Genomic DNA, 25,712 nt, shown 5'->3' with positions numbered 1-25,712 from the left:
TCGCTTCGCTCGCAATGACGGGGAGAGGTCTGAAATCATGAACAAGCCCGTTCAGCCGATGTCGCCATTGTCGCTCAAGCTGCCGAAGGCCGATCGATCAGTCGAGACTTACCGGCTCGCGGCCTCGCGCACGTTTCCCGCAAAGCTCGAGGGCGCGCTCAACCGCATCGCCTTCTCGGCCGTGCACACGGTCGCCGATCCATTGGCCGACAACGATCCCTGGCTCTCCGGCGCCGTCGACTGGGACAAGACCATCGCCTTCCGCGAGCACGTCTGGGATCTCGGTCTCGGCGTTGCCGAAGCCATGGACACGGCACAGCGCGGCATGGGCCTGGACTGGCCGACGTCGCTGGAGCTGATCACGCGTTCGGTCGCCGCCGCAAAGCGCCGCAACGCGCTGGTGTTCTCCGGCGCGGGCACCGACCATCTTGCGGTCGAGGATGCCAGGAGCCTCGACGACGTGATCCGCGCCTATGAGGAGCAGGTCTCGGCAGTCGAGAAAGTCGGCGGCCGCATCATCCTGATGGCGTCGCGCGCGCTCGCCAAGCTCGGCCGCAATGCCGACGACTATGCCAAGGTCTATGATCGCGTGCTGTCGCAGGTCCGCGAGCCCGTCATCGTTCACTGGCTCGGCGACATGTTCGATCCGGCGCTGACGGGATATTGGGGCACCAAGGATCTCGACAAGGCGATGGATACGGCGGTCGCCATCATCAATGCCAACGCCGCCAAGGTCGACGGCGTCAAGGTTTCGCTGCTCGACAAGCAGCGCGAGATCGACATGCGCCGGCGCCTCGAGAAGCGCATCAGGATGTATACCGGCGATGACTTCAACTATGCGGAGCTGATCGCCGGCGACGAGCAGGGTTTTTCGCACGCGCTGCTCGGCATCTTCGATGCGATCGCGCCGGCGGCGTCCTATGCGCTCTCGCGCCTGGCGGCCGGCGACGAGGCCGGCTTCCACGACGTGCTGGGGCCGACCGTGCCGCTGTCACGCCATATCTTCAAGGCGCCGACGCGTTTCTACAAGACCGGCGTGGTGTTCATGGCCTATCTCAATGGCCATCAGGATCATTTCACCATGGTCGGTGGCCAGGAGAGTACGCGCTCCACGCTGCATCTGGCCGAGCTGTTCCGTCTGGCTGACAAGGCCGGCCTGCTCGCCAACCCTGAACTCGCGACGCAGCGGATGAAGACCGTGCTCGCCATCCACGGTATCGAATCCTGATGCGCGACTTCTCGTCCGACCACCGCTGGCTGTCGTTGAACACGGCAACCGTCCGCAAGCAGGGTGACCTCGTCGCGATCATTGATGCCTGTGCTAAGCATGGCATCCGTGCCATCGATCCCTGGCGCGACCAGGTCGCTGCCGTCGGCCTCGAGCGCGCCGCGCGCGCGGTGCGCGAGGCCGGCCTCGAACTGTCGGGCTATTGCCGCGGCGGCATGTTCACCTCGGACGGCTCGCGCCGGGGCGAGGTGCGGGACGACAACAGGCGCTGCGTCGATGAAGCCAAGGCGCTGGGCGCGCCCTGCATCGTCCTCGTCGTCGGCGGCCTGCCGCAATATTCGCGGCCGGGCAGCGAGGTCTCGAAGGACCTCGCGGCGGCGCGTGGACAGGTCGAGGAGGCGCTTGCCGAGATGCTCGACTACGCCAAGCAGGCGAAGCTGCCGCTGGCGATCGAGCCGCTGCACCCGGCCTATGCAGCCGACCGCGCCTGCGTGAACACCACGAAGCAGGCGCTCGATATTTGCGACCGGCTCGATCCTGATCGCACCGGCATGCTAGGTGTCGCGCTCGACGTCTATCACATCTGGTGGGACCCTGAGCTGATGGGGCAGATCGAGCGCGCCGGGAAAGATCGCCTGCTTGCGTTCCACGTCTGCGACTGGCTGGTGCCGACGAAAGACATTCTGAACGACCGCGGCATGATGGGCGACGGCGTCATCGATATCAAATCGGTGCGCCGAGCGGTCGAAGCGCAGGGCTTTGCCGGTTATTCGGAGATCGAAATCTTCTCGAATGACTGGTGGGGCAAGCCGATGGATGAGGTGCTGTGCACTTGCATCACGCGGCACAAGACGGTGGTGTAGGTCAATGCGCGCGCTGCCCTCATGCTGCCCTCATGGGCTTGCGACCTGTTGCAGCGTGTTGAAGCGCGCCTTCTGCTCGCTGCTCAACGTGGCATAGAACTCGTCCAGGGCGGGTTCGACCAGCTTGGCAGCCGTCAGCATGGCCTCGAGCCGGTGCTGCATCGCCTCCAGCCGCCCGACGGGCGTCAGCGGCACATCGTTCGGACAGGCCGCTTGCAGGCCCTCAACGCCCTTGGCCGTCGCTTCGCTGAGACGGTCGAGCGCCTCCTTCTGTTTGCCTGCCGGGTGGAGTACAGCCTCGACCCTCTGGATCGGCAACTGCGTCAGGCTGGACTTCGGATCGCCACAGCCCTCGGCATGGGCTTCCCGGGCACTGGCTTCCTGCGGCTGTGATGATCGCTCGCCGACATTGGGGCCGAGCGCGTTGAAGCGGGCCTGCTGTTCGTCACTCAGCGAGTTGTAGAAATTCTCCAGTGCCGGTCGCACGATCTTGACGGCTTCCAGCGTCGCGCTGATGCGGTTCATCATCGCGCGCAAGCGGCCAGGGGGTGTCAGGGCATAGGTCTCCGCGCAGGAGTCCTTGAACACGCCGGCAGCGTTGGCCGCCGCGGTCTTCAACTCGTCGAGCAGTGCGCGTTGCTCCGGCGTCGGCTGCACTGCGCGCGCGATATCGGCAAGCGGCCAGGCGGTCACGCCCTTGTCCGGTGCGCCGCACAATTGCTCGAGCGTTTGTCGGCTCGCGCTGGCGCGTGGACGCGCGCGGTCGCCGCGGGCTTGCGGATAGTCATATGGGTTGGTGCTGGCATAGGCGGAATAGGGGCTATCACCACCCCAGAACACGGTGTCGACGAAATCGTCATAGGCGTAGGCCCAATAGCCGGGCTCGTAGGCATAGGACCAGAACGTGTAGTTGAAGATGTCAGAATAAGCGTAAGGCCAGAACACCGGCCCAAGCCATGCCACGAACACCGCGGGATGACGGTGACGCCAAGCTTGCCGGGGCGCCCAGGCGCTCTGGCGAGCGACCAGGGCCGCCTGGGTCTGCGAAGTGGCCTGCTCGCGGAAGCGCGACGCGAACCGGCCGCGCTGGGCAGCCTGCACGGCGGCCGCAGTCGCCGCGGCGCGCCCGGCCGGAGCCTGGAGTCCGAGCCGCTGCTGGCGAGCCAGGTCAAGTTGCTGCGCGCGCTGCTCACGCCCGAGCAAGCGGTTCTGGGTCTGGATCATCCGTTGCTGCTCGCGTTGTGCTCGCGCGCCTTCCACCTTTTGCGATTGCAATTGCTGAACGCGCTGCTGCAGGCGATCGATGCGGGTCTGGCGCTCCATCGTCTGGCGCGGGAGCATCTCGCGCTGTCGCTGCTCGACCTGCTGCACGCGTTGTTGGGCACGTTGCTCGCGCTCAAGCAGGCGGCTCTGCGACTGCAGCAATCGCTGCTGCTCGCGTTGCGCTCTTGCGCCTTCCGGCTTTTGCGATTGCAATTGCTGCACGCGCTGCTGCAAGCGGTCAACGCGGCCTTGCCGTTCCGCGGATTGGCGCGAAAGCATCTCGCCCGGCCGCGCCGGCCGATCGCTCACGGCCGGCGGCGCGCTCGGGCGTGAGGGGGCGGCGATGTGCGGCGCCGGCCGCGGTGCCATGGCCGGTCGTTGTGGCGCTGCCGGCGCCCGATGGACGTCAGGCCGCGGGGCCGCCACGTGCGGGGCCGCCCGCGGCGGCGCAGCGACATGTGGGGCGGGGCGGGGTGGCGGTGAGGCGACGCGCGGCGCCGGATGTGGCGCCATGGCCGGTCGCTGCGGCATGGCAGGGGGATGGGATATCGGTGCGGCGGGACGAGCCATCGCGGGCGGCGGCGCCATCGCTGGCGGCGCCGGACGGGCCATGGCAGGCGGTGCTGCCGGCCCCGGTGGTCCGCCTCTTCCGTGTCCCTGGCCGGGCCCTTGGGCGAACGCGCCGACGCTCTCTGCCAGCATCGAGACACCAACCAAACCGGCCATCAGGCAAACGCCACGCGGAAGCATGATCCTGGCTCCCAGTCGCCCACGATGGTCAACGCGCAGCCGGCGGAATCGTTCTTTGTCGGCCGCGGCCGGCGTGCGATCTTCCGACGCAGGCATCCTCAAGAGAAATCGTGCGTCAGGGTGGTGGCGAGCCGCTCCAGCGCCCAGTCGACCTGATCACTGGTGATCACCAGCGGCGGGGCGATGCGGATCGTATGCTCATGGGTATCCTTGGCGAGGATGCCCTTGCCCCGAAGCGCCTCGCAGTAGCGGCGAGCGCAGCCGGCCTCGGGATGCAGCTCGACCGCCAGCATCAAGCCGCGTCCGCGCACCTCGCGGATCGTATTGGCGCGGATGCCTTTCAAGCCTTCCAAAAAGCGCGCGCCCTGACTGGCCGCGTTCTCGATCATGCCTTCCTCGACCAGCACGCGCATCGCGGCGCGCGCCACTGCGCAGGCAAGCGGGTTGCCGCCGAAGGTCGAACCGTGCTGCCCGGGCCTCAGTGTCCCGAGCACGTCGTTGTTCGAGAGCACGGCCGACACCGGATAGAAGCCGCCGGACAGGGCCTTGCCGAGCAGCGTCACGTCGGCCTCGATACCCTCATGCTGCTCGGCGAGCAGCTTGCCGGTGCGGCCGAGCCCGGTCTGGATCTCGTCGAGCACCAGCATCACGTTGTTGGCGGTGCAGAGCCGGCGCACCTCGGTGAAATAGCCGGCTGGAGGAATGATGACGCCGGCTTCGCCCTGGATCGGCTCGACCAGAAAGGCGACGGTGTTTGGAGTGATTGCGTCTTGCAACGCCGCGGCATCGCCGAACGGGATGATCCTGAAGCCCGGCGCGAACGGGCCGAAATGTGTGCGTGTCTCGGGGTCGGTTGAAAAGCCGACGATGCCCAGCGTGCGTCCGTGGAAATTGTTGGCGCAGACGATGACCTCGGCCTGGCCGTCCGGCACGCCTTTCACCTCATAGCCCCATTTGCGCACCGATTTGATCGCGCTTTCGACTGCCTCGGCGCCGCTGTTCATCGGCAGCACCTTGTGGGAGCCGGTAAGCGCGGCGATCTCTTCGTAGAACAGGGCGAGCTGGTCGTTGTGGAAGGCGCGCGAGGTGAGTGTCAGCCTGTGTGCCTGCTCGACCATTGCCGCCAGGATCTTGGGGTGGCAGTGGCCCTGGCTGACCGCCGAATAGGCCGAGAGGCAATCGAGAAAGCGGTTACCTTCGGTATCCCAGACCCAGACACCTTCGCCGCGCGACAGGACGACCCCGATCGGCTCGTAATTATGGGCGCCAAAGCGTGCTTCTGTCGCGACGAAATCAATGATCGACGAGCTCATCTGTCGTCACTCCATTGCTGCGCGGCGGCGTCAACCGACCGGACCGGAGGCCGTCAACTCTGATGTGGGTGTCAGCCAACCGACTTGGAAGTCTGCCGACTTGGAAGTCTGCCGGCGCCCGAGGGCGGGGCGCGGCCTGATTTGGCTGAAATGTCAGACGGTTCTACGGAATCACAGGGCGTCGTTCGCCAACCTGGGCTTTACTGTGCATGGGGTTGTTTTCGCATTTTTGTTTTGGAAGCCTCACCCGGTCGTGCACGGCACGCTCAAAAACCCGCGAAACCGCACCCGTCCGCCCCGCACCGGCTGCCCGCTCACCGCATAGTTCGGGAAGCGCGCCAGGAAGCGCGAGATCGCGATCGCTCCTTCCAGCCGCGCCAGCGCCATGCCGGCGCATTGATGTGCGCCGGTGGCGAAGGCGAGGTGCCGGTTCGGCGAGCGCGCGATGTCGAAGCTTTCAGGGGCCGCAAACTGCGCAGGATCGCGATTGGCCGCGCCGATGCACAGCGTGACCGACGTGCCGGCCTCCAGCATGACGCCGCCGAGTTCGACCCGCTCCGTGGTCATGCGGTTGCCGAGCTGGTTGGAGCTCTCGTATCGCAGCACCTCCTCGACCGTGGACTTGATCATGTCGGGATTGTCGATCAGCCGCTGCTTCTGGTCGGGATGACGGTCCAGGGCGACGAGGCCATTGCCGATCAGATTGGTGGTGGTTTCGTGCCCTGCATTAAGCAGGAAGATGCAATTGTGCAGCAGTTCCTTCTCGGTCAGGCGCTCGCCGTTCTCTTCCCCCTGGATCAGGCGCGTCAGCACGTCGCGCTCGGGATTGCCGGGCTTCTGGCGCCTCCGCGCGACCAGTGTCTCGAGATAGGCCAGGAAGTCCTGCACCGCCTTGTTGCCGCGCGCAGCCACATCTGGCGACACCACGGGTTCGAGCGCGCCGAGGATCGCCAGGGACCAGTCGCGCAGCGGACCGCGTTCTTCATGCGGCACGTCGAGCAGATTGCCGATCACTTCGATCGGTATGGAGGCGGCGAAGTCCTCGATCAGCTCGCAAGCCCCCTTGGCTGCGATGGCGTCGAGCAGGCCATCGACCAGCTTGATGAGGTCACCCTCCATGCCGGCGATCGCCCGCGGCGACAGCGCGCCCATGATCAGGCGGCGCACGCGGGTGTGCGAAGGTGGATCGTTGAAGACGAGGCTGGTGGTGTGGTGCTCGTAGAGCGGCGTGTCGCCGTATTTCGGCGCGAACTCGCGCTTCTTGTCCGAGCTGAACGACTTGGTGTTCTTGTAGGTGGTGACGAGATCGTCATAGCGCGTCAGGAACACGGTGCCGTTCGGCAGGCGCTTGACCGGCTCGTTCTCCCGCAGTGCACGATAGGTCGGATAGGGGTTGTCGTAGAACTCCGGCGTCAGCTTCTCGAGGTCGAAGCTGGCCGCCAGCGCCTTCGCATCTGCGTTCATCCCGTTATTCTCGCCGGTTAAAGCCGATATGCCGTTTTTGTTGTTCTGGTCGACGCCTGCATGCGTCTACAGTCTTCGGACACTGCTAGCCGACCGGACAGGAAAATGCACGCGCGCGCTAACGCTCCCGACACGGCCCCGAACTGGCCCGATGATATTTTCGCGGCATTGCAGCGCTTCGATGTCCGGCAGGTGCCGTATGTGCCTGACGCCGGTCATTCGAGATTGATCCAGCGCGTGCTGGCTTCCTCGACGATGCGCGGCATTGCGCTGACGACCGAGGAGGAGGGGGTGGCGCTGCTCGCGGGCGCCTGGGCCGGGGGCCAGCGCGGCGTGCTGCTGATGCAGTCGAGCGGCGTCGGCAATTGCATCAACATGCTCTCGCTGATCCCGATCCTGCGCTTTCCCTTCCTCACGCTGGTGACCATGCGCGGCGAGTGGGGCGAGTTCAATCCGTGGCAGGTGCCGATGGGATCGACCACGCAATGCGTGTTCGAGCTCTCCGGCGTCAAGGTGCTGCGTGCCTCGCACGCGGCCGAGGTGCCGGCCGTGCTGGAGGCCGCCGCGGCGCAGGCCTATGATGCGCTCACGCCCACCGCCGTCCTGTTGTCGCAGCGCCTGATTGGCGCCAAGGTTTTCACCAAATGAGCAAGGCCAATCTCCTCGACCGCCGCCAGGTGGTGTCCACGCTGCTCGCGGACCGCAAGGACGTCGTCGCGATCGGAGGCCTGGGTGCCTCCACCAACGACATGTGTGCGGCCGGCGACCATGCGCGCAACTTCTATCTCTGGGGCGGCATGGGCGGCGCCGCGATGATCGGGCTCGGGCTCGCACTGGCGCAGCCGAAGCTGCCGGTGCTGGTCATCACGGGCGACGGTGAGATGCTGATGGGGATGGGCAGTCTTGCCACCATCGGGCTGCAGAAACCGTCCAACCTCTCCATCGCCGTGCTCGACAACGAGGCCTATGGCGAGACCGGCGGCCAGACCAGCCACACCTCCGCCGCCGCGGACCTCGTCGGCGTCGCCAGGGCCTGCGGCATCGAGGACAGCCGCTCCGTTACGACCATGGCTGGGGTTGAGGCCTTTGCGAAGGTCGTCCACGACGTCTCGGCGGGGCCGCGCTTTGCCAATGTGAAGATCGACAGCGCCCAACTCGAGCGGATCCTGCCTAGCCGGGACGGGACCTACATCGTCAACCGGATTCGCGCCGACCTTGGCTTCCAGCCGATCTAGCTGCGCCGCCCCGCCGTTGTTCAGCCGGAAGCCCCCCGTCGCGCTCGTGCCGCGGGCGAACGGGGCCAATTCCATTGAATCCATAGGTTGCGATGCAACATAGTGCTTGACTTTTGCGTGGGTGAGTGCTTACTCACCCAGCATGAGCTCATTGCGTATGACGAGCGACCTGAGGCGTCAATTGATCCTCGGCGCCGCAAAGCGCTGCTTTGCCCGACACGGTTATAACGGCACCACGACGAAGAGCGTGGCGGCCGCCGCTGCCATTTCCGAGGCGCTGCTGTTCAAGCATTTCCCTTCCAAGGCGGCGCTCTACGCCGAAATTCTCAGCGACGAATGCGAAGCGGATCCGGCGTTCATCGAGCTTCTCGAGCGGCAGCCCTCGACCGCCACGCTGGTCGAAGTGATCCGCAGGATGGTCGGGCATTTCCTGCACATTGCTGATTGCCCCGATCAGGAAGAGGCCCAGCGCCTGCGACTGATGGCCACGAGCCATTTGGATGACGGCGAATTCGCCCGTTTGCTATATGCCAAGATCGAGGCGCTCATCGGGGCGGTTTTTGTCGGCTCGCTCGAGCGCGCCGTGGTCGCCGGGGATGCGCGGCCCTACGCTGGCAATCCGCTCAACCTGTTCTGGTTCGCGCATCATGCGGTGATGATGGCGGCGCTGACCAGGCTGCCGGCCGCGCCTTGTCTGGCTTACGGGAAGGCGAACGATCTGGAGCGGCAGCTCTGTGAGTTTCTCCTGAGGGGTATCGGACTTAACGACGCCGCAATTGCTTCGCATCTGGGCCGCGATCAGGCCCCAGATGCCGGCAAGGCGGCGATTGCAGAAAGTGCATGACATGAACATCGTAGCCGAACACAAGATTTCGGGCCAACCGATCGACAACAAGGCTCCCAAGCGTCCGGTCCGGCCGGTGCTCTGGTTCGTCATCATCGGCACGCTTCTGGCCGCGCTGGTCGGTGGCCTCGTCTGGTTCAATTATTTCCGCGGCCAGATGATCAAGCAGTTCTTCGCCAACAACAAGCCGCCGCCGGTCGCCGTCAGCGCGGCCGAGGCGAAATCCGAGGTGGTGCCGAACCTGCTCACCGCGGTCGGCAGCCTGGTCGCGGTGCATCAGGTCGACGTCAGCGCCGACGTCAACGGCCGCGTCACGGAGATCAAGTTCGAGCCGGGTACGCGTGTCGAGGCCGGCACGCCGCTGGTGCAGATGTTCGACGCACCGGAGCAGGGCGACCTCGCCAACTACAAGGCGCAGGCGACCGTCGCGCAGCTGTCGCTCGATCGCGCCAAGCAGCTGGCTGCGCGCCAGTTCGGTCCGCAGGCGACCGTCGACAATGCGCAGGCTGCCTACGACCAGGCGCTGGCCGGCATCGCCAAGACCGAAGCGCTGATCTCGCAGAAGCTGGTGCGCGCGCCGTTCTCCGGCGATCTCGGCGTCCGAAAGGTCGAGGTCGGCCAGTATCTCACCGCCGGCACGGCAATCGTGTCACTGACCGATCTGTCCGAGCTGTGGGCAAACTTCACGGTGACGGAAAAGGACTCCGGCAATCTGAAGGTCGGCCAGGCCGTTCGGCTCAAGGTCGACGCCTATCCGGGCCGCACCTTCGAGGGCAAGATCACCACGATCGAGCCGCAGATCTCGACTGACACCCGCAACATCCGCGTGCAGGCGACGATCGCCAACCCGGAGAAGATCCTGAAGCCCGGCATGTTCGTGACCACGACCGTGGTGTTGCCGGAAAAGCCGGCCGTGATCACCGTCCCCGAAACGGCGGTTGATTACACGCTCTACGGCGACTCGGTATTCGTGATCGCCGAGAAGAAGGAAGAGGACGGCAAGACCAGCCTCTCGGCGGTGCGCACCTTCGTGCAGACCGGAAACCGGGTCGAAGGTCGCGTCGAAATCGTCAAGGGTCTGAAAGCGGGCGACAAGGTCGTCGCCGTCGGCCAGCTCAAGCTGCAATCGGGGGCGCCGGTGTCGATCTCGACCGATCCGGCCCCGACGATCCCGGCGCAGCCGCCGCGCTACTGACGAATTCATGCGCGTGATCCGGCTTGGCCGGATCACGTCTCTTGAGACAAAGAAATCGAGATCGCCGCGATGGCCCTTACCGATATTTTCATCAAGCGCCCGGTTCTGTCGGTCGTCGTCAGCCTGCTGATCCTGCTGATCGGCCTGCGCGCGGCGATGGTGCTGCCGATCCGGCAATATCCGAAGCTGTCGAACACGGTCATCAACATCACGACCGTCTATCCCGGCGCGTCCGCAGACCTGATCCAGGGCTTCATCACCACGCCGATCGAGCAGGCCGTCGCCTCTGCCGAGGGCGTCGACTACATCACCTCGTCCTCGGTGCTCGGCACGTCGACGATTCAGGTCTACATCAAGCTGAATTTCGATCCGAACCAGGCGCTCACCGAGGTGCTGGCGAAGACGAACTCGGTGAAGTACCTGATCCCGAAGGAATCCAACGATCCGATCGTCACCAAGACCACGGGCCAAACCACGGCCGTGATGTATCTCGGATTCTCGTCCGAGGAGCTGTCCGGTTCGGCGATCTCCGATTATCTGACCCGCGTGGTGCAGCCGGTGCTGTCGACCGTCGACGGCGTCGCCTCGGCCGACATTCTCGGCGGCCAGACCTTCGCGATGCGTCTTTGGCTCGATCCCGTGAAGATGGCCGGCCGCAATGTGTCGCCGGCGGATGTCGCGGCCGCGATCCAGACCAACAACTTCCAGTCCGCGGCAGGCCAGACCAAGGGCTATCTCATCGTCTCGAACGTTTCGACGAACACGGGCCTGACCAACGTCGATCAGTTCAAGAAGATGATCGTCAAGGCCAAAGACGGCGGCTTCGTGCGGATGGAGGACATCGCCACCGTCGAGCTTGCCGCCCAAAGCACGGACGCCAGCGTCGCCTTCAACGGCGAGCGCGCGATCTTCATTGGCGTGCAGGCGACGCCACAGGGTAACCCGCTGACGCTGGTCAAGGGTGTGCGCGCGCTGTTCCCCGAACTCGAACGCAACCTCCCGCCCTCCATGAAGATGAAGGTCGCCTACGACTCGACCAAGTTCATCCAATCTTCGATCGACGAGGTGCAGAATACATTGGGCGAAGCCGTGATCATCGTGATCGTGGTCATCTTCCTGTTCCTGGCCTCGCTGCGCTCGGTCATCATCCCCGTCGTCACCATTCCGCTGTCGATGATCGGCGTCTGCACCCTGATGCTGGCGCTGGGCTTCAGCTTCAACTTGCTCACACTGCTCGCGATGGTGCTCGCGATCGGCCTCGTGGTCGATGACGCCATCGTGGTGGTGGAGAACATCCATCGCCATCTGGAGGAGGGCAAGACGCCGGTCCAGGCTTCACTCCAAGGGGCGCGCGAAATCGTCGGTCCCGTCATCTCGATGACGATCACGCTTGCTGCGGTGTACGCGCCAATCGGATTCCTCGGCGGCCTCACCGGCTCGCTGTTCCGCGAATTCGCCTTTACGCTCGCGGGCTCGGTGGTGGTGTCCGGCGTGATCGCGCTGACGCTGTCGCCGATGATGTGCTCGGTGCTGCTCAAGAACACCGAGGAGGGACGCTTCGCCAAGCTCGTGAACCGGGTGTTCGGTGCGATGACGCGCTGGTACGGACGCAGGCTCGACCGTTCGCTGGACTACAAGGCCATCACCGGCCTGTTCGCGATCACGATCCTGGGGCTGGTCGGCTTCCTCTACATGCACACCTCGAAGGAGCTTGCGCCCGAGGAAGACCAGGGCATCGTGTTCGCGGTGACCAAGGCACCGAAATACGCCAACATCGATTATGTCGACTTTTACGGCGACAAGCTCGACAAGGAATTCCAGAAATTCCCCGAGACCGATCTGCGCTTCGTGCTGAACGGCATCAACGGTCCGCAGGGCGGCATCGCCGGCATGCTGCTCAAGCCCTGGGACGAGCGCAAGCGCTCGGCGATCGAGCTGAAACCGCTGGTGCAGGCCGAACTCTCCAAGATCGAGGGCGTGCAGGCGTTCGCGTTCAACCTGCCGCCGCTGCCGGGCGGTCCGGGCGGCCTGCCGATCCAGATGGTGATCAACTCCACCGCCGGCTTCCAGACCGTCTATGAGCAGATGGAGAAGCTGAAGGAGGCTGCGCGCAATAGCGGCATGTTCATCGTCTCCGACAGCGATCTTGCCTACAACCAGCCGAACGTGAAGGTGACGATCGACCGCATCAAGGCGCAAGACCTCGGCGTCAACATGCAGAACCTCGGTGCTACGCTCGCGGTCCTGCTTGGCGGCAACTACATCAATCGTTTCAATCTGGAAGGTCGGTCCTACCAGGTGATCCCGCAGGTGCCTCGCGCCAAGCGGCTGTCGCCGGAATCGCTCGCGGGCTTCTATGTGACGACCAACACTGGGCAGCAGCTTCCGCTGTCGACGTTGGTGTCGATCGAGACCAAGACCGACCCGAATTCGCTGACCCACTTCAACCAGCTCAATTCGGCGACGTTCTCGGCAGTGCCGATGCCGGGCGTAACCGTCGGCGCGGCGGTCGACTTCCTCGAAGGCGAGGCCAAGAAGCTGCCGCAGGGCTTCAGCCACGACTATCTGGCCGACTCCCGGCAGTATGTGCAGGAAGGCAATCAGCTCGCGATCACCTTCGGGTTCGCGCTGATCATCATCTTCCTGGTGCTGGCGGCGCAGTTCGAGAGCTTGCGCGACCCGCTGGTCATCATGATCTCGGTGCCGATGGCGATCGTCGGCGCGTTGATCCCGCTGTTCTTCGGCGCGGCGACCATGAACATCTACACCCAGGTCGGCCTCTTGACGCTGGTCGGCCTGATTACCAAGCACGGCATCCTGATGGTGGAGTTCGCCAACGAGCTCCAGGTCAGGGAGCGGCTCGACCGGCGCTCCGCCATCGAGATGTCGGCACGCATCCGCTTGCGGCCGATCCTGATGACCACGGCGGCGATGGTGACCGGCCTGATCCCGCTCCTGACCGCGACCGGTGCGGGCGCGGCCAGCCGCTTCTCGATCGGCCTTGTGGTCGTCGCCGGCATGTCGATCGGCACGCTGTTCACGCTATTCGTGCTGCCTGCGGTCTACGTGGTGCTGGCAACCGATCATCGCGCGGCGGCAGATTCGGAGCGGAACAAGCAGGTCAACGAGCTCGATCTCGGCACCAAGGCGTTGCGGCCGACCTGACGCCGCGACCTGGCAGAGCCAAAAAGCGGCAACGGCGATCACCGTTGCCGCTTTTGTTGTCTCTGCTAGTCTTGCCTGGGCGCCAAGGAGCGCCGCATCCGAACGCAGGGGCGCTGCACATGACCCGTGAATTCTCCGCCGGCAACTACCGCTTCATTCCGTCGGTGTTTCAGTATTCGGCCGGCGCGGCTGCCGAGGAGGGCTACGAGATCGAGCGCGTCCGCTTCGATCGTCTGGTGCCGCTGGCCGAAGGCTTTGCGCTCGCCGCAAAATTCATCCAGGAGGCCGGGCGCCCGCTGACGGCATTCTGTGCCTGCGAGCTGCGCTCGCCGGCGGCTTTCAGCGAGGAAGGCTTTCGTGCGTTCAACCTGCACTATGTGAAGACGTTGTCCGAATGGGGCATCTTCGACGGCACCACCAATCCGGTGGCGCGCAGCAACGTCTGTCCCGAGATCGATCCGCCGTCCGAGCCGTCTTTCTACGCGTTCTCCTTCACGCGTCCGACCCGGTCGGCAGCGCCGAGCTTCGTGATCGCGGGTGGTGCAGAGGCACGCGAGGGCAGCGGCACCTACGTCGAGCGTACGGTGCGCTACCGCGACCTCAGCCCGGAGGGGCTGCGCGAGAAGGTGCGCTTCACAACCACCTCGCAGATGGAGACCCGGATGGCGGCCTTCGGCTTCGGCTGGAAGGATACCACCGGCGTGCAGGCCTATTCCGTGCACGACTTCCACCACGCGCTGGTCGATGAGCTGGTCCGTCGCGGCGCGCTGCGCTCCGGCCTGACCTGGCACTTCGCGCGGCCGCCGGTGGTCGATCTCGAATATGAGATGGACTGCCGCCGCGTGATGCGCGAGGTCGTGATCTAGCGCCCTCGCGGATCGAGCGCGTCGCGCAGGCCGTCGCCGAGCAGGTTCAACGACAGCACGACGAGAAAGATCCCGAGGCCCGGCCAGACCGCCATCCAGGGCGCCTGCGTCAGGAACCGCCGGGCGGCGGTGAGCATGCTTCCCCAGGACGGCGCGGGCGACACCACGCCTTGCATCACCGCATAGTCGCGGTTGAAGACGGCGCCGGCGATTAGCTGGCCAAGCCTCGACCGGAGAAGATCAGCGCGACAGCACCGCGCCCGACAGCAGCGGGCCGAGCTCAGCGATCATGTTTGTCTTGCGCGCGCTGCTTCGATGCTGGCGTCGATGACGCTGCGATCGGTGTTGCCGGAAGGGTTCTGCCGCGTCGGCATGGAGGCGCGGAAGTGCACCCAGAGTTCGTGGCTGACGCGCTCGAGCCGTTCGAGCTCGCCTAGCGGGTCGGGATGATCGTCGGCGCGAATGTCGAGCGCCGGCCATTCCTCCTCGCCATGGATCAGGAGCGCGGCCGATTGCTTGCCGCGCTTGTCCCCGCCGGCGGCTTCACCCGCGCGCATCGCCGCGAGCAAACGGCGCGGGAAGGGCAGGCTGTCATTGGCGATGTAGGTCTTGGCCGTCTCGTCGAGCACGTCGGCGCAGGCGAGCATGTTGCCCGCGATCGAGAAGCCGCTGCCCGCGATGTGGCCGCACCAGTCGACGCAATCGCGCCCTGTATGCGCGGCGATCTCGCCGCTTGCATCCATGATGTGGATCTGGCGGCTTTCGCGGCCGTCGTCGGTCGCGAGCAGGGTGGCGAGCACGTCGTGCGCGTTCAAACCTTCGCGCAGCAGCTTGACGCCGTCGATGCCGTAATAGGGGTTGACGAAGGCCTGCGTTGCGATGGCGCCGACGCCGGCGGCAATGTACGGGACCCGCGCGCCGACGGCGAAGAAGCGGGTCGCGACCGCAATGCCAAACTGGCCGGTGGCGGGGTCTCGCGCGATGATCGACCAGGTCATGTGTTGCCCCTTCAGCGTCCTGCGGCGTAACCCTGCATGCCGCGCGGATTGGCGGCGGCGCGGCGGCGCACGCCGACGCGCGATGCCGCGGTGAGGCGGCCTTCCGACCAGTCGGGACCGACCTCGACGATATGCCCGCGCTCGCGCAGGTTCTCGATCGTCGCCCTCGGCACCCGGTTCTCGACCACGAGCACGCCCGGACGCGCGGTGCGCGGCCAGAACGAGATCGGGAAGTGCTCGGAGTGCCAGGCCGGCGCGTCGATTGCCTCCTGGAGATTGAGGTTGCAATGAACGTGGCGCAGGAAGAACTGCGTGATCCACTGGTCCTGCTGGTCGCCGCCGGGCGAGCCCCAGGCGAGGTACGGCTCGCCGTCGCGCAATGCCATGGTCGGCGACAGCGTCGTGCGCGGCCGCTTGCCCGGCGCGAGCGCGGCGGGATGGCCTTCCTCCAGCCAGAACATCTGTGCGCGGCTGCCGAGGCAGAAGCCGAGCTCCGGAATGATTGGCGAGGATTGCAGCCATCCGCCCGATGGCGTCGAGGACACCATGTTGCCGGCCTTGTCGATGATGTCGAAATGCACGGTGTCGCCGCGCACCTCGCCGAATCGGCCCACCGTCGGTTCGCCGGCACCGAGCGCGCCGACAGCCTCCCGTCGGCCCTCGGCGCGGCGCAGCTTGACCTCGCCGCCAAAGCCTTCGACCGAGCCGGGCACGAAGTCGAGCGAGGCGCGATCAGTGACGAGCTTGCGGCGCTCGTCATTGTAGGCATCCGACAGCAGCGTCGCGATCGGGATTTCGGTGAACTTGGGGTCGCCATAGAACTTTTCGCGGTCGGCGAAGGCAAGCTTGGCGCATTCGATCTGGAGATGGATGAACTCCGGCCCGGTCGGATCGAGCCCGTCGAGCGCAAAGCCTTTCAGCAGCGCAAGCTGTTGCAGCGTCACCGGTCCCTGGCTCCAGACGCCGGCCTTGCAGACGGTGTAGCGGCCGTAATCGTAGGTGAGCGGCGCTTCCACCGTCGGCTGCCAGCGTGCCATGTCGTCGGCGGAGAGTACGCCGCGATGAGGCGAGCCGCTGACGTCCATCACCTCCTGCGTCCGGCAGAACTTGTCGATGGCCTCCGCAACGAAGCCTTGCGACCAGGCATTGCGTGCGCGCTCGATCTCGGCGTCGCGGCCATCGCCGCCGCTCTCGGCTTCGCTGAGGATGCGGGCGTAGGTTGCGGCCAGCGTCTTGTTGGTGAAGAGCGTGCCGGGCTTCGGCACCTCCCCGTTCGGCAGATAGACCGCGGCCGAGGTTGGCCAATGCTTGCGAAACAATTGCTCCACGGTCTGGATCGTGGCGCAGGCACGTTCGACCAGCGGATAGCCATCGCGGGCATAGGAGATCGCGGGCTCCAGCACGTCGCGCAAGCGCATCGTGCCGTAGTCTCGCAGCAGCATCATCCAGGATTCGAAAGTGCCGGGAACGCAGGCCGCGAGCAGGCCTGTGCCGGGCACCATATCGAGGCCTTCACTTCTGTAATGTGCGATGGTGGCGCGGGCCGGCGCCGGGCCTTGACCGCAGATCACCTCGGTGCAGCCGCGCCTCACGTCATGGACGATGATGGGCACATCGCCACCGGGGCCGTTCAGATGCGGCTCGACCACCTGGAGCGTGAAGGCGGTGGCGACACCGGCATCAAAGGCGTTGCCGCCCTTTTCCAGGATAGCCATGCCGACGGCGGTCGCGATCCAGTGCGTGGTGGCGACGACCCCGAACGTGCCCTCGATCTCGGGCCTCGTCGTGAACGGATCGGTATTGATATTGCTTCCCATGCGACTTCACCACCTTCTTGCCGGCGCGCGCAATTGATCACAGCAGATGCCGTGCCGCCAATGCGCTGACAGCATGGCACGCGCGCGTCACGCCGGGGCCGGCGCGGTGTGGACTGCGTGACAGGCGACGCCGTCGATCAGTTCCGGAGTCTCCTTGCGGCAGAGATCGAATGCCAGCGGGCAGCGTGGATTGAAGGCGCAGCCGGGGGGCGGATTGATCGGGTTCGGGATCTCGCCCTTGACCGGAATGCGCTGGCGACCGCTCATCGCGAGATCAGGCACGGCCCCCAGCAGCATCTTGGTGTAGGGCATGCGCGGGCGGGCAAACAGCTCGCGGCCCTCCGCGATCTCGACGATGCGGCCGAGATACATCACGCCGACGCGGCTCGCCATGTGGCGGACCACGGCGAGGTTATGGCTGATGAACATGTAAGTCAGGCCGAACTTGTCCTGGAGGTCGCGCATCAGGTTGAGGATCTGCGCCTGCACCGAGACGTCCAGCGCCGAAGTCGGCTCGTCGCAGACGATGAACTCGGCGTCGGAGGCAAGCGCCCGCGCGATGGCGATACGCTGGCGCTGGCCGCCGGAGAATTCGTGCGGATATTTCAGCCTGTCGTCGGGATGCAGGCCGACGAGGCTGAGCAGCTCGCCGACGCGGGCCTGGATGTCGCGCTCGCCCTGGATCAGGTCGAAGGCGCGGATCGGCTCGGAGATGATGGCGTCGACACGAAAGCGCGGGTTCAGGCTCGCATAGGGATCCTGGAAGATCATCTGGATGCGGCGGCGCAGCTTTCGCCGCGCCGGGGCCTGCCGTGGATCGGTCATCGAGACGCCGTCGATCAGCACGTCGCCGGCACTTGGCGGCAACAGGCCCACGACCATGCGCGCCACCGTGGTCTTGCCGGAGCCGGATTCGCCGACCAAGGCAAACGTCTCGCCCTTCCGGATATCGAAGGTGACATGATCGACCGCCTTGAGATATTCGAGATGCCCGCCTTCGAGCACGCGGTTGAGCCAGGGTTTTGAGACGTCGAAGACGCGGCGGAGGTTTGTGGCCTGGACAAAGGGAGCGCTCATGCCGCGCTCTCCGCCGGCACATCGTCATAGAGGTGACAGGCGACCGATTGCTCGCCGCGCGGCTGCGGTTCGGGACGCTCGACGCGGCAGCGATCGAAGGCGAACGCGCAGCGTGGATTGAACGAGCAGCCCGGCGGGATCGCCGAAAGGCGCGGCATCGAGCCGGGAATCTGCACGAGACGCTTGTCGTCTCCGGCGAGCGTCGGGATCGCGCCCATCAGGCCCTTGGCGTAAGGATGCAGCGGGTTCTTCACGACGTCCTGCACGGGGCCGATCTCGGCGATGCGGCCGGCATACATCACCGCGACCCGGTCCGAGGTCTCCGCGATCACGCCCATATCGTGAGTCACCAGCATCACGGCGGTACCGTGATCGCGGCCGAGACGCTTGATCAGCGAGATGATCTGCGCCTGCACGGAGACGTCGAGCGCGGTGGTCGGCTCATCTGCGATGATCAACTCGGGCTCGGCGCAGATCGCCAGCGCAATCACCACGCGCTGGCGCATGCCGCCGGAGAACTCGTGCGGATAGCCGTCGATCCGCTTTTCGGGTGCGGGAATGCCGACCTCGGCCAGGAGGTCGACGGCGCGGCGGCGGGCGGCCGCTTCGGAGAGATTGAGATGGGTCCGGATCGTCTCCACGATCTGGTCGCCGACCCGGTAGAGCGGATTGAGCGAGGTGAGCGGATCCTGGAAGATCATCCCGATGCGCTTGCCCCGGATGCGGCGCATCTGCTCCGGCGGCAGATTGTCGATACGCAGGCCGGCGAGACGAATCTCGCCGCCGGCGATGCGGCCGGGCGGATCGATCAGGCCGATCACCGACAGCCCGGTGACGGACTTGCCGGCGCCGGATTCGCCGACGACGCCGAGCACCTCGCCCTTGGCGATGTCGAAGGACACGCCGTCGATGGCGCGCAGCGTGCCGCGACGGGAGGCGAACTCCACGTGAAGATCGCGCACGGAAAGGACGGGTTCGGTCATGGACGAGGCGTACTCATCGGAGCTTCGGGTTGAGCGCGTCGCGCAGCCAGTCGCCGAGCAGATTGATCGACAGGATCAGCGCCGCGAGTGCAAGCCCGGGGAAGGCGACGATCCACCACTCGCCCGCGAACAGATAATTGTTGCCGATGCGGATCAACGTGCCGAGCGAGGGCATGGTGTCGGGCAGGCCGACGCCGAGGAAGGACAGCGTCGCCTCGGTGATGATGGCCAGCGCGAGGTTGATCGTGGCGATGACCAGGATTGGGCCCATCGTGTTGGGCAGCACATGCCGCAGCATGATCTTCGGTGCCGGCAGGCCGATCAGCTGTGCGGCGGCCACGTAATCCTTGTTCTTCTCGACCATGACGGAACTGCGCACCGTCCGGGCATATCCCACCCAGAAGCTGAGGCCGATCGAGATCACCAGCACCGTCAGCATGCTGGTGGCGTCCAGCCGGTTGCCGAGGATCGATTTCGCAATGCCATTGACCAGCAGCGCGATCAGGATGGCGGGGAAGGTGAGTTGCACGTCGGCGATCCGCATGATCACGCCGTCGACTGCGCCGCCGAAATAACCCGCAATCAGGCCGAGCCCTATGCCGAGCGCACCGGCGAAGATCACGCCGGCGACGCCGACGGCGAGCGAGATGCGCATGCCGTAGAGAATGGCGGAGAACACGTCGCGGCCCTGCTCGTCGGTGCCGAGCAGGAACGGGCTCTGGCCGTCCGCGGTCCACAGCGGTGAAATCCGCGAATTCATCAACTGCAGTTGTGCCGGATCGAACGGGTTCTGCACGGCGAGCGCGGATGCAAAGATCGCAAGCAGGAAGAATATGACGGTGATGGCCGCGGCCACCATGGTGAGCTTCGAGCGCCGAAACGAATAGAACAGGTCGCTGTCGAGCGCGCGGCTGATCCAGCCATGGGCGCTATGCGTCTGCGCGCTCTGCTCGTCGGACTTGGCAACGACTGCGTCGGGCATGGAGGCTGCCTTATGCGGCGCGACCGACGGTCGAGCGCAGGCGCGGATCGACCACCGTGTAGAGGATGTCGACCACCAGATTGATGGTGACGAAAATCAGCGAAACCATCAGCAGGTAGGCGGCCATGATCGGGATATCGACATTCTGCACGGCCTGCACGAAGAGAAGTCCCATGCCCGGCCATTGGAACACGGTTTCGGTGATGATGGAAAATGCAATAACCGAGCCAAACTGAAGTCCGGCCACGGTGATCACCGGAATCAGGGTGTTCTTCAGCGCGTGGCCGAAATGGATGGCGCGGGTGCTCAGCCCCCGGGCGCGGGCGAAGCGAATGTAGTCGGTCCGCAGCACTTCCAGCATCTCCGCGCGCACCAGCCGCATGATCAAGGTCATCTGGAACAGGCCGAGCGTGATCGAGGGCATGATCAGTGCCTTCAGTCCGGACAGCGTGAGCAGGCCCGTCGTCCACCAGCCGAGCTTCACCACGTCACCGCGGCCGAACGAGGGCAACCAGCCCAATGTCACCGCGAACAGATAGATCAGGAGAATGCCGATCAGGAAGGTCGGCAGCGAAATGCCGATCAGCGAAACAGCCTGGAAGAGCTTGGCGAGCACGGTGTCGCGCTTGAGCGCCGAATAGACGCCCATCAGGATGCCGAACACCATCGCAAACACGGTCGCGCAGACCGCAAGCTCCAGTGTCGCGGGCATACGCTCCATCAACAGCGCCGAGACTGGCTGGCGGAACTGGTAGGAGACGCCGAACTTGAACTGCGCGGCATCGGCGAAATATCGCACGAACTGCACCGGCACTGGATCGTCGAGCCCGAGCGACTTACGCACGGCTTCTCGTTCGGCCGCCGACGTGTCGATGGAAACGATCTGGTTGACGGGGTCGCCGGCAAAGCGAAACATCGAGAAGGCGATGATGCCGACGGCGAACATGACGCCGATGGCCTGAATGGCGCGGCGAAGAGTGAAAGCGAGCATTCCTTCCACTATCCTTGGGTGTGCGTACGGCCGACGTCCTTGTCAGCCGAGAAAGGATAAGGTCCCGGACGCCTGACGCCGCCGGGACCTCGTGTTAAACTGACGCTAGTCCTTCTTGGTCGCCCAGTGGAACATGACCAGATTGTCGGCGCGCTGCGGCAGGTTGACCTTCTTCGATACGCCCCAGGCGAGCGCCTGCTGGTGCAGCGGGATGTAGGCCCAGTCCTTCATGCCGATTTCGTAGGCCTGCTTGATCAGCTGGTTGCGCTTGGCTGTGTCGGTTTCGACCAACACCTTGTCGGTGATGGCGTCGAACTCCTTGTTGCAATAGCCGCCGAGATTGGCCTCGCCGCGCGAGGATTTCGCATCGCTACGGCAGCCCATGATGTCGTAGAGCACGTTGTGGGAGTCCATTGTGCTCGGCGTCCAGCCCAGGAGGTAGAACGAGGTCTGGTAGCCGCCTTGCTTCAGCACCTTGGCGAAGTACTGCGCCTTCGGCTGCGCCAGCAGGTTGATCTTGACGCCGATGCGGGCGAGCATGCCGACGACGGCCTGGCAAATCGCCGCGTCGTTGACGTAGCGGTCGTTCGGGCAGTCCATGGTGACCTCGAAACCATCGGGGTAACCGGCTTCGGTCAGGAGCTTCTTGGCTCCATCGGGGTCGAATTTCGGCCGCGTGAACTCCTTGGACAGCGCGAACAATTCGGGGGCGATCATCAGCGCCGACGGCGTCGACAGCCCGCGCATCACGCGCGTCTTGATCAGCTCGATATCGATCGCCTTGTAGAAGGCTTCGCGGACGCGCGCGTCCTTGAACGGGTTCTTGCCCTTGATATTGGAATAGAGCAACTCGTCGCGGGTCTGGTCGAAGCCGATGAAGATGGTGCGCAGCTCCGGTCCTTTCAGCACCTGGGCGTTCGGGGTGGAATCGACGCGGGAGATGTCCTGGATCGGCACCGGCTCGATGACGTCGACTTCGCCCGAGAGCAGCGCAGCGACGCGGGTGGCGTCGGAAGCGATCGGGGTGAAGATGATTTCCTTCAGGTTACCTTCGACCTTGCCCCAGTAATTAGGGTTGGCCTTGAAAACCGTCTTCACGCCGGGCTGATGGCTTTCGATCATGAAGGGGCCGGTGCCATTCTCGTGAAGCGAGGCGTAGCTCGGCGTGGTCGCCGCCACGGGCGTCGGATCGACGACGTTGTTCGCCTCGGCCCATTTCTTGTCCATGATGTACCAGACATCCCACGATGAATGCAGGATGGGGTTGGGCGAGGGCAGGACGAAGTCGACGGTGTAATCGTCGACCTTGACGACCTTGACGTCGGCCGCGAGGCGGGTCTGCATGTTGGACCCCTTCTTGCGGACGCGGTCGGCGGAGAACAGCACGTCGTCGGCGGTGAAGGGATCGCCGTTGTGGAACTTCACGCCTTTGCGCAAATGGAAGCGCCAGCGGGTCGGCTCCGGCGTCTCCCAGCTTTCCGCCAGCGCCGGAATGATCTTGAGGTCCTTGTCGCGCGCGGTGAGGCCTTGATAAACGTGGCCGAGATGGGCGTGGGTCGTGCTCTCATTGAGGGTGTAGGGATCGAGCGACTTCAGGTCGCCCTGGTTGGCATAGCGCAGCGTCTGGCTCGACGCCGGCGAGACCGTCAACACAACCGTTCCGGCGAGCGTCGCCGCAAACAGATTTCGACCCAATGACATTCTTGACCCTCTTCACACCGCGTGCCGGTGATTTTTGATTTGTTCGGCCGGCCGATCAATCCATGTTGCCCAGAGTTCTCGACCGGTGCAAGCGCCATTCCAGCAAGGAACGCGCCAAGTTGCACCGCTGTGCAGCAACGCCGACCATGTCGCCAGGCATGGAGGACCATGTCTTTCGACTTTGGTTGACTATGCCGGCTGATTTGCCCGACGGAGCATGTCGCGCCGGCATCAGGTCGCTTGCGTTGCACCACAACTCGCGGCGATACTCAGGCACGCCGCTCGAATCTCATCTGGAGGGGACATGAAGGTTAACATCGAAATCGACTGCACCCCCCTCGAGGCCCGCCAGTTCTTCGGTCTGCCGGACGTGGCGCCGATGCAGACGGCGGTGATGGACAAGTTGCAGCAGCAAGTTCTCAGCAACATCGACAAGGTCTCGCCGGAATCCCTGATCCAGAGCTGGTTCACCTTCGATCCCAAAATCGCCGAGCGGTTTCAGGACATGTTCGTCGCGATGGCCGGCCTCGGCGGGACGCGCGGCGGCGGCGACAAGAAGAAGTAGTGTCGTCCGAACCGGACGGGGCGCCGAGACCGGGCCGGCTTCGTCCGCCGAGTCTCGGCCTGCTGCTCGCCGAGGCGCGTGGACTGTTCGAGTTGAATGCGAGTCTATTGCTATCGCCGCTCCTGATGCGCGCGCCGAGGGGCGATGGCCATCCGGTGCTGGCGCTGCCCGGCTTTCTCGCCAGCGACCTCTCGATGGCGCCGATGCGGCGCTATCTCAACGAGCTCGGTTATGAGGCACATGCCTGGCGGATGGGCCGCAATCTCGGCGGGCTCGGGCGGGTGCGGGATTCGCTGCGCACCCGCTTGGCGGAAATCCACGCCGCGAGCGGACGCAAGGTCAGCCTGGTCGGATGGAGCCTCGGCGGCGTCTATGCCCGCGATCTCGCGCTTTGGGCACCCGACAAGGTCCGTTACGTCATCACGCTCGGCAGCCCTTTCGCCAACGACGTACGGACGACCAACGCCACGCGACTCTACGAGGCGCTGTCCGGCGAACGGGTCGAGGATTTTGCGGAAGCGCGCGAGGCGATCGCCGGCGATCTGCCGGTGCCGACGACGTCCATCTATTCGCGCGCTGACGGCGTCGTGAACTGGCGGACCTGTCTGCTCCGTCCGTCCGACCGTGCCGAGAACATCGAGGTGCGCTTGGCAAGCCATATCGGGCTCGGGGTGAACCCCGCGGCGCTGTGGGCCGTGGCGGACCGCCTGGCGCAGCCGGAGGGGGAATTCCGGCCATTTGACCGGGCCGGGCCGTTTGCCGTTGCATATGCCCCGCCGGAAAAGGCAGTATCGGCCTGACGAGAAGCGCCGCAAACGGCGCCCGTCAAACCTTTGCGGGAGGGAAAAGCATGGCTGACGGGAAGAAGCTGTCGTCACTGGACGCCTCGTTTCTCTATCTGGAAACGCCGGAAATGCCGATGCATGTCGGGAGCATGGCGATCTTCCGCCTGCCCGACGACTACAAGGGCGACTTCTTCGAAGACTTCAAGGCGATGATCGTCTCGCGCCTGCACATCGCGCCGATCCTGAAGGCGCGCTTGGCGAAGGCGCCGCTCGACATCGACCATCCCTCCTGGGTCGAGGACGACCAGTTCGACATCGACCGTCACATCTTTCGCGCCAGCCTCCCGCAGCCGCGCGACCGCGCCACGCTCGAACGCATCGTCGGCTGGATGCACGCCAAGCTCTTGAACCGCGCGCGCCCGCTCTGGGAGTTCTACGTGTTCGAGGGCATGAAGGACAATGAGGTCGGGCTCTATTCCAAGATGCATCATGCCGCGATCGACGGCGGCGCCGGCGCTGCCCTGACCAACATGATCTACGATATCTCGCCGATCCCGCGGAAGGTCGAGCCGCCGGCGGCAGGCACCAAGTCCGGACAGGAGCCGCGTGACATCGCCGCGAACCTTCTCGATTCGTATCAGCAGCTCTTCTCTCAACCGCTCGACGCTTCGCAGACCGCGAAGAACCTGCAGCTTCCGCGCACCGGCAAGAGCGACATCGGCTCGATCCTGTTCGACAATGCGATGTACCAGATCGAGAGCGCGGTGCGCTTCGCCGGCAACATCCCGACCGTGCTCAAGAGCGTGTCCGACGTGCTCGGCAAGGTTGCCGATCCCAAGTCGCGCGAGAGTCTCGCCAGCATGGTGTCGCCGCCGACCATGCTCAACAAGACGATCTCGTCGGAGCGCAGCTTCGCCGGCGTGTCGATCCCGTTGTCACGCGCCAAGGCGCTTGCCAAGCAGGCCGGCGGCAAGCTCAACGACGTGGTGCTGGCGCTCGCCTCCGGCGTGGTCCGTCGCTATCTCCAGCAATATGGCACACTGCCGGCGAAGTCCTTGACCGCCGCCGTGCCGATCTCGCTCCGCGAGGAAGGCAATACGGAAGCCAACAACCAGGTGTTCGGCATGATCTGTTCGATCGCCACCAACGTCGAGGATCCAAAGGCACGGCTGGAGGCCATCATCGCGCAATCGACCAAGTCCAAGGAGATGTCGCATCCGTTGCGCGCACTGATGCCGCAGGTCTCCAACATCTCGATGCTGGGCGCGCCCATCATGGTCCAGATCCTGGCGCTGCTCTACAGCCGCTCCAACCTCTCGGACGTGCTGCCGCCGGCGGCCAACATCACGGTGTCCAACGTGCCAGGACCGCGGCAGACGCTCTATGCCGCCGGCGCCGAGCTGCTGCACATCTTCCCGGTGTCGATCTCGACCCACGGGCAGGCGCTCAACATCACCGTGCAGAGTTATCGCGACCAGCTCGATTTCGGCTTCATCGTCGGCGCCAACATCATTCCGCATGTGCAGGTGATGTGCGATATGCTGCCGGAAGAGTTTGCCGCGCTGGAGGCCGCCTATGCGCCGCCTGCGGCCGACATCAAGGGCGCCGCGGAATAGGAACCTTTGCC

The 25,712-nt window shown here is 65.0% G+C and carries 22 protein-coding genes and 1 pseudogene; 12 read left to right on the top strand and 11 right to left on the bottom strand.

Going from position 1 to position 25,712, the window contains the following annotated elements; genetic code table 11:
• The first annotated feature begins 37 nt into the window (after window positions 1–37).
• Together ACYCVF_RS35290 and ACYCVF_RS35285 are read left to right on the top strand one after the other, a co-directional pair.
• Window positions 38–1,228, top strand: coding sequence for a dihydrodipicolinate synthase family protein (locus ACYCVF_RS35290; protein WP_459604701.1), 1,191 nt, complete (start codon window positions 38–40; stop codon window positions 1,226–1,228).
• Window positions 1,228–2,091, top strand: coding sequence for a sugar phosphate isomerase/epimerase family protein (locus ACYCVF_RS35285; protein WP_459604700.1), 864 nt, complete (start codon window positions 1,228–1,230; stop codon window positions 2,089–2,091). Before ACYCVF_RS35290 ends, ACYCVF_RS35285 begins: the two co-directional genes overlap by 1 nt.
• Window positions 2,092–2,121: 30 nt before the next feature.
• Here ACYCVF_RS35285 and ACYCVF_RS35280 read toward each other — a convergent pair whose 3' ends face one another.
• Window positions 2,122–3,054, bottom strand: coding sequence for a Spy/CpxP family protein refolding chaperone (locus ACYCVF_RS35280; protein WP_459604699.1), 933 nt, complete (start codon window positions 3,052–3,054; stop codon window positions 2,122–2,124).
• Window positions 3,055–3,066: 12 nt separating this feature from the next.
• Here ACYCVF_RS35280 and ACYCVF_RS35275 point away from each other — a divergent pair, with 12 nt between their 5' ends.
• Complete coding sequence (locus ACYCVF_RS35275; RefSeq protein ID WP_459604698.1) at window positions 3,067–3,687, top strand: hypothetical protein; 621 nt, start codon at window positions 3,067–3,069, stop codon at window positions 3,685–3,687.
• Between the two features lie 515 nt (window positions 3,688–4,202).
• Here ACYCVF_RS35275 and rocD read toward each other — a convergent pair.
• Window positions 4,203–5,417 carry an ornithine--oxo-acid transaminase gene (rocD, locus tag ACYCVF_RS35270; RefSeq protein WP_459604697.1) on the bottom strand — a complete coding sequence of 405 codons (1,215 nt, stop codon included), beginning with the start codon at window positions 5,415–5,417 and terminating at the stop codon, window positions 4,203–4,205.
• A 243-nt stretch (window positions 5,418–5,660) separates the two neighbouring features.
• Window positions 5,661–6,881 carry a cytochrome P450 gene (locus ACYCVF_RS35265; protein ID WP_459604696.1) on the bottom strand — a complete coding sequence of 407 codons (1,221 nt, stop codon included), beginning with the start codon at window positions 6,879–6,881 and terminating at the stop codon, window positions 5,661–5,663.
• Window positions 6,882–6,986: 105 nt separating this feature from the next.
• Between ACYCVF_RS35265 and ACYCVF_RS35260 the strand changes: the two genes are divergently transcribed.
• The 6 genes from ACYCVF_RS35260 (at window position 6,987) to cnbZ (ending at window position 14,186) form a co-directional block, all read left to right on the top strand.
• A complete protein-coding gene (locus ACYCVF_RS35260) occupies window positions 6,987–7,529 on the top strand; it encodes a phosphonopyruvate decarboxylase (protein WP_459604695.1) in 543 nt (180 codons plus the stop codon).
• Entirely contained in the window at window positions 7,526–8,116 is a 591-nt protein-coding gene (locus tag ACYCVF_RS35255; protein WP_459607338.1) for a thiamine pyrophosphate-dependent enzyme, read from the top strand. Before ACYCVF_RS35260 ends, ACYCVF_RS35255 begins: the two co-directional genes overlap by 4 nt.
• Window positions 8,117–8,258: 142 nt before the next feature.
• Window positions 8,259–8,960, top strand: a complete 702-nt coding sequence (locus tag ACYCVF_RS35250; protein WP_459604693.1) for a TetR/AcrR family transcriptional regulator — start codon at window positions 8,259–8,261, stop codon at window positions 8,958–8,960.
• Between the two features lies 1 nt (window position 8,961).
• Window positions 8,962–10,155 carry an efflux RND transporter periplasmic adaptor subunit gene (locus ACYCVF_RS35245; RefSeq protein WP_459604692.1) on the top strand — a complete coding sequence of 398 codons (1,194 nt, stop codon included), beginning with the start codon at window positions 8,962–8,964 and terminating at the stop codon, window positions 10,153–10,155.
• A 69-nt stretch (window positions 10,156–10,224) separates the two neighbouring features.
• Complete coding sequence (locus ACYCVF_RS35240) at window positions 10,225–13,320, top strand: MexW/MexI family multidrug efflux RND transporter permease subunit (protein ID WP_459604691.1); 3,096 nt, start codon at window positions 10,225–10,227, stop codon at window positions 13,318–13,320.
• A 119-nt stretch (window positions 13,321–13,439) separates the two neighbouring features.
• Window positions 13,440–14,186: a 2-amino-5-chloromuconate deaminase CnbZ gene (gene cnbZ / locus ACYCVF_RS35235; RefSeq protein ID WP_459604690.1), complete on the top strand. Its 747-nt coding sequence runs from the start codon at window positions 13,440–13,442 to the stop codon at window positions 14,184–14,186.
• On the opposite strand, the pseudogene ACYCVF_RS35230 reads toward cnbZ, so the two are convergent.
• The 8 genes and pseudogenes from ACYCVF_RS35230 to ACYCVF_RS35195 all read right to left on the bottom strand — a co-directional run.
• A pseudogene (locus ACYCVF_RS35230) lies at window positions 14,183–14,356 on the bottom strand (ABC transporter permease); the annotation flags it as partial. The gene cnbZ and the pseudogene ACYCVF_RS35230 overlap by 4 nt on opposite strands.
• A 117-nt stretch (window positions 14,357–14,473) precedes the next feature.
• Window positions 14,474–15,184 carry a DUF1028 domain-containing protein gene (locus ACYCVF_RS35225; protein WP_459604689.1) on the bottom strand — a complete coding sequence of 237 codons (711 nt, stop codon included), beginning with the start codon at window positions 15,182–15,184 and terminating at the stop codon, window positions 14,474–14,476.
• Window positions 15,185–15,195: 11 nt separating this feature from the next.
• The gene (locus ACYCVF_RS35220) at window positions 15,196–17,001 is read right to left on the bottom strand and encodes a gamma-glutamyltransferase family protein (RefSeq protein WP_459604688.1); all 1,806 of its coding nucleotides are present in this window, start codon (window positions 16,999–17,001) and stop codon (window positions 15,196–15,198) included.
• 87 nt (window positions 17,002–17,088) lie between these two features.
• The gene (locus ACYCVF_RS35215; protein ID WP_459604687.1) at window positions 17,089–18,078 is read right to left on the bottom strand and encodes an ABC transporter ATP-binding protein; all 990 of its coding nucleotides are present in this window, start codon (window positions 18,076–18,078) and stop codon (window positions 17,089–17,091) included.
• Complete coding sequence (locus tag ACYCVF_RS35210; protein ID WP_459604686.1) at window positions 18,075–19,061, bottom strand: ABC transporter ATP-binding protein; 987 nt, start codon at window positions 19,059–19,061, stop codon at window positions 18,075–18,077. Before ACYCVF_RS35210 ends, ACYCVF_RS35215 begins: the two co-directional genes overlap by 4 nt.
• Window positions 19,062–19,074: 13 nt before the next feature.
• On the bottom strand, window positions 19,075–20,043 hold the full coding sequence (locus ACYCVF_RS35205) for an ABC transporter permease (RefSeq protein ID WP_459604685.1): 969 nt from the start codon (window positions 20,041–20,043) through the stop codon (window positions 19,075–19,077).
• A 10-nt stretch (window positions 20,044–20,053) separates the two neighbouring features.
• On the bottom strand, window positions 20,054–21,034 hold the full coding sequence (locus tag ACYCVF_RS35200; protein WP_459604684.1) for an ABC transporter permease: 981 nt from the start codon (window positions 21,032–21,034) through the stop codon (window positions 20,054–20,056).
• A gap of 105 nt (window positions 21,035–21,139) precedes the next feature.
• A complete protein-coding gene (locus ACYCVF_RS35195) occupies window positions 21,140–22,735 on the bottom strand; it encodes an ABC transporter substrate-binding protein (protein WP_459604683.1) in 1,596 nt (531 codons plus the stop codon).
• Between the two features lie 304 nt (window positions 22,736–23,039).
• Between ACYCVF_RS35195 and ACYCVF_RS35190 the strand changes: the two genes are divergently transcribed.
• From ACYCVF_RS35190 to ACYCVF_RS35180, 3 genes are read left to right on the top strand one after another with little or no spacing between them, the layout of a single operon-like run.
• Window positions 23,040–23,300: a DUF6489 family protein gene (locus ACYCVF_RS35190; RefSeq protein ID WP_459604682.1), complete on the top strand. Its 261-nt coding sequence runs from the start codon at window positions 23,040–23,042 to the stop codon at window positions 23,298–23,300.
• Complete coding sequence (locus ACYCVF_RS35185; RefSeq protein WP_459607339.1) at window positions 23,300–24,100, top strand: esterase/lipase family protein; 801 nt, start codon at window positions 23,300–23,302, stop codon at window positions 24,098–24,100. The genes ACYCVF_RS35190 and ACYCVF_RS35185 overlap by 1 nt, the downstream gene beginning before the upstream one ends.
• A gap of 50 nt (window positions 24,101–24,150) precedes the next feature.
• Window positions 24,151–25,701, top strand: a complete 1,551-nt coding sequence (locus ACYCVF_RS35180; RefSeq protein WP_459604680.1) for a WS/DGAT/MGAT family O-acyltransferase — start codon at window positions 24,151–24,153, stop codon at window positions 25,699–25,701.
• Window positions 25,702–25,712: the final 11 nt, after the last annotated feature.

It is taken from the genome of Bradyrhizobium cedriense, assembly GCF_054602315.1.
The sequence above is the reverse complement of the archived record's forward strand: the minus strand, read 5'-3'. Positions and strand labels throughout refer to the sequence as shown.

Bases quoted from the DNA above. Each gene is read 5' to 3' on its own strand.
- ACYCVF_RS35290 (WP_459604701.1), top strand. From the start codon at position 38: ATGAACAAGCCCGTTCAGCCGATGTCGCCATTGTCGCTCAAGCTGCCG.
- ACYCVF_RS35285 (WP_459604700.1), top strand. From the start codon at position 1,228: ATGCGCGACTTCTCGTCCGACCACCGCTGGCTGTCGTTGAACACGGCA.
- ACYCVF_RS35275 (WP_459604698.1), top strand. From the start codon at position 3,067: ATGACGGTGACGCCAAGCTTGCCGGGGCGCCCAGGCGCTCTGGCGAGC.
- rocD (WP_459604697.1), bottom strand. From the start codon at position 5,417: ATGAGCTCGTCGATCATTGATTTCGTCGCGACAGAAGCACGCTTTGGC.
- ACYCVF_RS35265 (WP_459604696.1), bottom strand. From the start codon at position 6,881: ATGAACGCAGATGCGAAGGCGCTGGCGGCCAGCTTCGACCTCGAGAAG.
- ACYCVF_RS35260 (WP_459604695.1), top strand. From the start codon at position 6,987: ATGCACGCGCGCGCTAACGCTCCCGACACGGCCCCGAACTGGCCCGAT.
- ACYCVF_RS35255 (WP_459607338.1), top strand. From the start codon at position 7,526: ATGAGCAAGGCCAATCTCCTCGACCGCCGCCAGGTGGTGTCCACGCTG.
- ACYCVF_RS35250 (WP_459604693.1), top strand. From the start codon at position 8,259: ATGAGCTCATTGCGTATGACGAGCGACCTGAGGCGTCAATTGATCCTC.
- ACYCVF_RS35245 (WP_459604692.1), top strand. From the start codon at position 8,962: ATGAACATCGTAGCCGAACACAAGATTTCGGGCCAACCGATCGACAAC.
- ACYCVF_RS35240 (WP_459604691.1), top strand. From the start codon at position 10,225: ATGGCCCTTACCGATATTTTCATCAAGCGCCCGGTTCTGTCGGTCGTC.
- cnbZ (WP_459604690.1), top strand. From the start codon at position 13,440: ATGACCCGTGAATTCTCCGCCGGCAACTACCGCTTCATTCCGTCGGTG.
- ACYCVF_RS35225 (WP_459604689.1), bottom strand. From the start codon at position 15,184: ATGACCTGGTCGATCATCGCGCGAGACCCCGCCACCGGCCAGTTTGGC.
- ACYCVF_RS35220 (WP_459604688.1), bottom strand. From the start codon at position 17,001: ATGGGAAGCAATATCAATACCGATCCGTTCACGACGAGGCCCGAGATC.
- ACYCVF_RS35215 (WP_459604687.1), bottom strand. From the start codon at position 18,078: ATGAGCGCTCCCTTTGTCCAGGCCACAAACCTCCGCCGCGTCTTCGAC.
- ACYCVF_RS35210 (WP_459604686.1), bottom strand. From the start codon at position 19,061: ATGACCGAACCCGTCCTTTCCGTGCGCGATCTTCACGTGGAGTTCGCC.
- ACYCVF_RS35205 (WP_459604685.1), bottom strand. From the start codon at position 20,043: ATGCCCGACGCAGTCGTTGCCAAGTCCGACGAGCAGAGCGCGCAGACG.
- ACYCVF_RS35200 (WP_459604684.1), bottom strand. From the start codon at position 21,034: ATGCTCGCTTTCACTCTTCGCCGCGCCATTCAGGCCATCGGCGTCATG.
- ACYCVF_RS35195 (WP_459604683.1), bottom strand. From the start codon at position 22,735: ATGTCATTGGGTCGAAATCTGTTTGCGGCGACGCTCGCCGGAACGGTT.
- ACYCVF_RS35190 (WP_459604682.1), top strand. From the start codon at position 23,040: ATGAAGGTTAACATCGAAATCGACTGCACCCCCCTCGAGGCCCGCCAG.
- ACYCVF_RS35180 (WP_459604680.1), top strand. From the start codon at position 24,151: ATGGCTGACGGGAAGAAGCTGTCGTCACTGGACGCCTCGTTTCTCTAT.